Below are 3,973 nucleotides of genomic sequence, written 5' to 3' on the forward strand. Positions count from 1 at the left end.
CCCGCAGGGCGAGGGCCGCGACCGTCGCGCCGATCACGCGCGCCACGAGGGCGAGGCCAAGAACCGTTCCTGGCGGGACAGCGACTTCCGCGACACGGACCGTTCCGGCACGCGCTGAGCGGGGACGGGTCCGGGTATCCGGCCCCACGCCCGGCTAACATGACCGAGCCCGGCCTCCCTTGCGAGGCCGGGCTTTTTCGTGTTCGCGCGACCCCGGTAAGGCTGTCGCCATCCGGCCGGGCGGCTAGGATGGCCGCGCCACGGCCAATCCGCGAAAGGGTCCGCGTTGAGCTTCGCCGTCCCTCCCATTCCACCCGGCATCGTCTGCGCCGCCGACTACGAGGCCGAGGCGCGGCAGCACATGGACGCGGCCGCCTGGGCCTATCTCTCGGGCGGCAGCGCGGACGAGCTGACGCTCCGCTGGAACCGCGAAGCCTTCGACCGGCTCCGGCTGCGCGGACGCGTGCTGGCCGGGATGGACGGCGCCAACACGCGGCTGGATCTCCTCGGCGCTGCGCTGGAGCATCCGGTGCTGGTGGCCCCGATGGCCTTTCACCGGCTGGCGCATCCGGGCGGCGAGGCCGCGACCGCGCTGGGCGCGGCGGCGGTCGGGGCGGGCCTGGTGGTCAGCACGCAGTCCAGCGTGCCGGTCGAGGAGGTCGCCGCGCAACACGCGGCAGGCGGCGGGCGCGCGCCGCTCTGGTTCCAGCTCTATCCGCAGCACGACCGCGGCTTCACCCGCGCCCTGATCCAGCGGGCTGAGGCCGCCGGCTGCACCGCGCTGGTGCTGACCGTGGATGCGCCGGTCAGCATCCGCAACCGCGAGGCCCGGGCCGGCTTCGCCCTGCCGCCAGGGATCGAGGCGGTGCATCTGCGCGGCCTGCCGCCCGCCCCGCCGAACCGGGCCGGCATGGCGGAGAGCGCGGTCTTCCGGGGGATGCTCGACGCCGCGCCGACCTGGCGGGACCTGGAATGGCTGCGTGCCGGCACGCGCCTGCCGATCCTGCTGAAGGGCGTGACCGATCCGGAGGACGCGCTGCGCGCCGCCGGGGAAGGCATGGCCGGGATCGTCCTGAGCAACCATGGCGGCCGGGCGCTGGACACCCTGCCGGCCACCATCGACCTGCTGCCCCCGATGGCGGAGCGGCTGGGCGGGCAACTGCCCATCCTGCTCGATGGCGGCATCCGGCGCGGCACGGATATCGTGAAGGCGCTGGCCCTGGGCGCTAAGGCGGTGCTGGTGGGGCGGCCGGTGCTGCACGCCCTGGCGGTCGGCGGGCCTGTGGGCGTGGCGCACCTGCTGAAGATCCTGCGCACGGAGCTGGAGGCTGCGATGGCGCTGACCGGCTGCCGCAACCTCACCGCGATCGGGCCGGAGGTGATCTGGCGGGGGTGATTCCGGCTCAGCCCGCCGGGGCGCGGTCCGCCACGCGCCGGATCGCCGCCACCGCCGCCTCGGCCATGCCGGTGTCGCGGCCGTCATGCCCGGCCTCCTCCAGCACCACCAGTTCGCTGCCGGGCCAGGCGCGATGCAGTTCCCAGGCCGTGGCGAGCGGGCTGCCGAGATCGAGCCGCCCATGGATCAGCACGCCTGGGATGCCGGCCAGCCGGTCCATCCGGCGCAGCAGGATGCCTTCCTCCAGCCAGGCGGCGTGGCGCCAGTAGAGCGTGACCAGCCGCGCGAAGCCGAGACGGAAGGCAGGGTCCTGGTAGCGGGGGTGCGGCCTGTGCCCCGGCTGGACGACGACGATGGCCATCTCCCAGTCGCACCAGTCCCGCGCCGCCTTGTCCTGGATCGCCGGGTCGGGATGCATCAGGAGCCGGTGATAGGCGTCCGCCAGACAGCCGCCGCGCTCCGCCTCCGGCACGCCGGCCGCGAAACGCGCCCATTCCCATGGAAAGAAGGCACCGACACCCCGGGTGATCCAGCCGATCTCCCGCCGCGTGGTGGTGGCGACGGCGGAAAGCACGATCCCCGTCACGCGCTTCGGATGTTGCTGAGCATAGGCGAGCGCCAGGGTGGAACCCCAGGAACTGCCGCGCAACAGCCAGCCTCCGATCCCCAGATGCTCCCGCAGGCGCTCGATGTCGGCCAGGAGATGCGCGGTGGTGTTGTTGGCGAGGCCGATCCCCTCGCCGCCAGCATGGGGCGTGCTGCGGCCGCAGTTCCGCTGGTCGAACAGGACGATCCTGTGCCGTGCCGGATCGAAGGCGCGGCGGGCGCTGGGCGGGCAACCGGAACCCGGCCCGCCATGCAGCACCAGCGCCGGCATCCCTGCCGGATTGCCGCAACACTCCCAGTAGAGACGGTGCCCCTCCCCCACGTCGAGATGGCCGGAGGCGTAAGGTTCGATGGGAGGGAACAGGCCGGACATGCCCCTCCCATCACGCGTCCGGCCCGCCGGGGCAAGCCCGGCCCGGACCGGAGGCTTTCAGCCCTCCCCCGGCTCCTTGGCGTCGATCAGTTCCGGCGCCTCGGCCAGCGGGAATTCGCGGCCCTGGCCGGGATCGATCGGGCGGCTGCGCTGGGCCGGAGGCAGGGTCTGCGGCTGGCCAGTTTCCAGCGCCCGCTCGATCGCCTCCAGCACGCGCACGTCGAGCAGCCCCTCCTCGCCGCCGGGCTCCGGATCGCGGCCGTTCAGGATGCAGTCGGAGAAGTAATCCGTCTCCCCGGCAAACTGGTCCACCACCGGGAACTCGCGCGTGGCGGTCTCTCCTTCCACGGTGGCGACGTGTTTCGGCGAGACGCCGGGACCGAAGCCATAGGCGTTCTCGACATAGAGGTCGCCCTTCGTGCCGGTGACGCGGTAGGTTCCGGTGCTGGCGCCGGTGTAGCTGACGGTGAACTGCGCCAGCCGCTCACCCGGAAAACGCAGCGTCACCGACACCGTGTCGTCAAGGTCCATGCCCGAGCCCGGCGTGCGGATGCCCATGGCCGAGACCTCGACGGGTTCCGCGCCGAAGAGGTTGCGCACGGCGTTCAGCGGATAGGGTCCCATATCCGTCACCGGCCCGGCCCAATAGCCATGTTTCGCGCGGTGGTTGGAAGGGCTGACGGTCTGGCTGAAGTTCGAGACAAAGGAGCGGATCTCGCCGAACTCGCCGGAACGGACACGGCGGATCGCCTCCAGCGTCCCGGGCTCGAAATGCAGACGGTAGGCAATCAGCAGCTTCGCGCCCGAGGCCTTCGCGGCGGTGTTGATCGCCTCGCATTGCGAGGTGCTCACCGCCATCGGCTTTTCCAGCAGAACGTGGATGCCGGCCTCCAGCGCGGGCACGGCGAATTTCTCGTGCTGGTCGTTGGGCAGGGCGAGGTAGATCGCGTCGATCTCATCCGAGGCCAGCAGCCTGTCGTAGTCGTCGTAGTGGTAGCTCTTCAGCCCGTACAGCGCCGCCAGCTTCTCCGCCTTCACGGGATCGCCCGTCACCAGCGCCGTCATCTCGGAATTTCCTGTCTGGCCGACACCGGGCATGAAGGCGGCCTGGGAGATCCAGCCGCCACCCACCACGGCGTAGCGTACCTTGCGGCCCTTCACCTGGCGTGCGGGCATGGCGGTCTCCTTTGCGTCCTGTGCGCTGCGTCAACGCGTGGCCGGGACGGGTGTTGCCTGCCGCGGCCATGTTGCCCCGCGGCAGAAGCCGCCCGAACCTGCCGGACGACACGATCCCATCTGGACCGGATGCCCATGACCGAATCCGCCGCCGCCCTGCGTGCCCGCTATGGCGAGGCCGCCCCCGCCACCACCATCCCCTGGAATCCGGCGCTGGAGCTGCTGCTTTCCCACCGCTCGGTGCGGGCCTACCGGCCCGACCCGCTGCCGGAGGGCACGCTGGAGGCGCTGGTCGCGGCGGCGCAGTCGGCGGCCACCTCCTCGAACATGCAGGCCTGGTCGGTGGTCGCCGTCACCGATCCGGACAGCAAGCGGCGGCTCGCGGCGGTGGCGGGCGGCCAGCGGCATGTCGAGCAATGCCC

The 3,973-nt window shown here is 71.9% G+C and carries 4 protein-coding genes; 2 read left to right on the forward strand and 2 right to left on the reverse strand.

From position 1 onward, the window contains the following. Positions 1 to 286: 286 nt before the first annotated feature. On the forward strand, positions 287 to 1,396 hold the full coding sequence (locus ROTAS13_RS20550; protein ID WP_058389768.1) for an alpha-hydroxy acid oxidase: 1,110 nt from the start codon (positions 287 to 289) through the stop codon (positions 1,394 to 1,396). A 7-nt stretch (positions 1,397 to 1,403) separates the two neighbouring features. Here ROTAS13_RS20550 and pip read toward each other — a convergent pair whose 3' ends face one another. Further along, on the reverse strand, positions 1,404 to 2,375 hold the full coding sequence (gene pip / locus ROTAS13_RS20555; RefSeq protein ID WP_058389769.1) for a prolyl aminopeptidase: 972 nt from the start codon (positions 2,373 to 2,375) through the stop codon (positions 1,404 to 1,406). Positions 2,376 to 2,432: 57 nt separating this feature from the next. Continuing rightward, positions 2,433 to 3,551, reverse strand: a complete 1,119-nt coding sequence (locus ROTAS13_RS20560) for a Gfo/Idh/MocA family protein (protein ID WP_019461175.1) — start codon at positions 3,549 to 3,551, stop codon at positions 2,433 to 2,435. A gap of 135 nt (positions 3,552 to 3,686) precedes the next feature. Here ROTAS13_RS20560 and ROTAS13_RS20565 point away from each other — a divergent pair. Further along, positions 3,687 to 3,973, forward strand: a 287-nt coding sequence (locus ROTAS13_RS20565; protein WP_171979179.1) for a nitroreductase family protein, incomplete at its 3' end; no start/stop codon positions are given.

The organism is Roseomonas sp. TAS13 (genome assembly GCF_001950415.1).
GTDB lineage: Bacteria > Pseudomonadota > Alphaproteobacteria > Acetobacterales > Acetobacteraceae > Roseomonas > Roseomonas mucosa.

What these genes read in the sequence shown, in the direction of transcription:
- pip (WP_058389769.1), bottom strand. Translation starts at nt 2,375, where the DNA reads ATGTCCGGCCTGTTCCCTCCCATCGAACCTTACGCCTCCGGCCATCTC.
- ROTAS13_RS20560 (WP_019461175.1), bottom strand. Translation starts at nt 3,551, where the DNA reads ATGCCCGCACGCCAGGTGAAGGGCCGCAAGGTACGCTACGCCGTGGTG.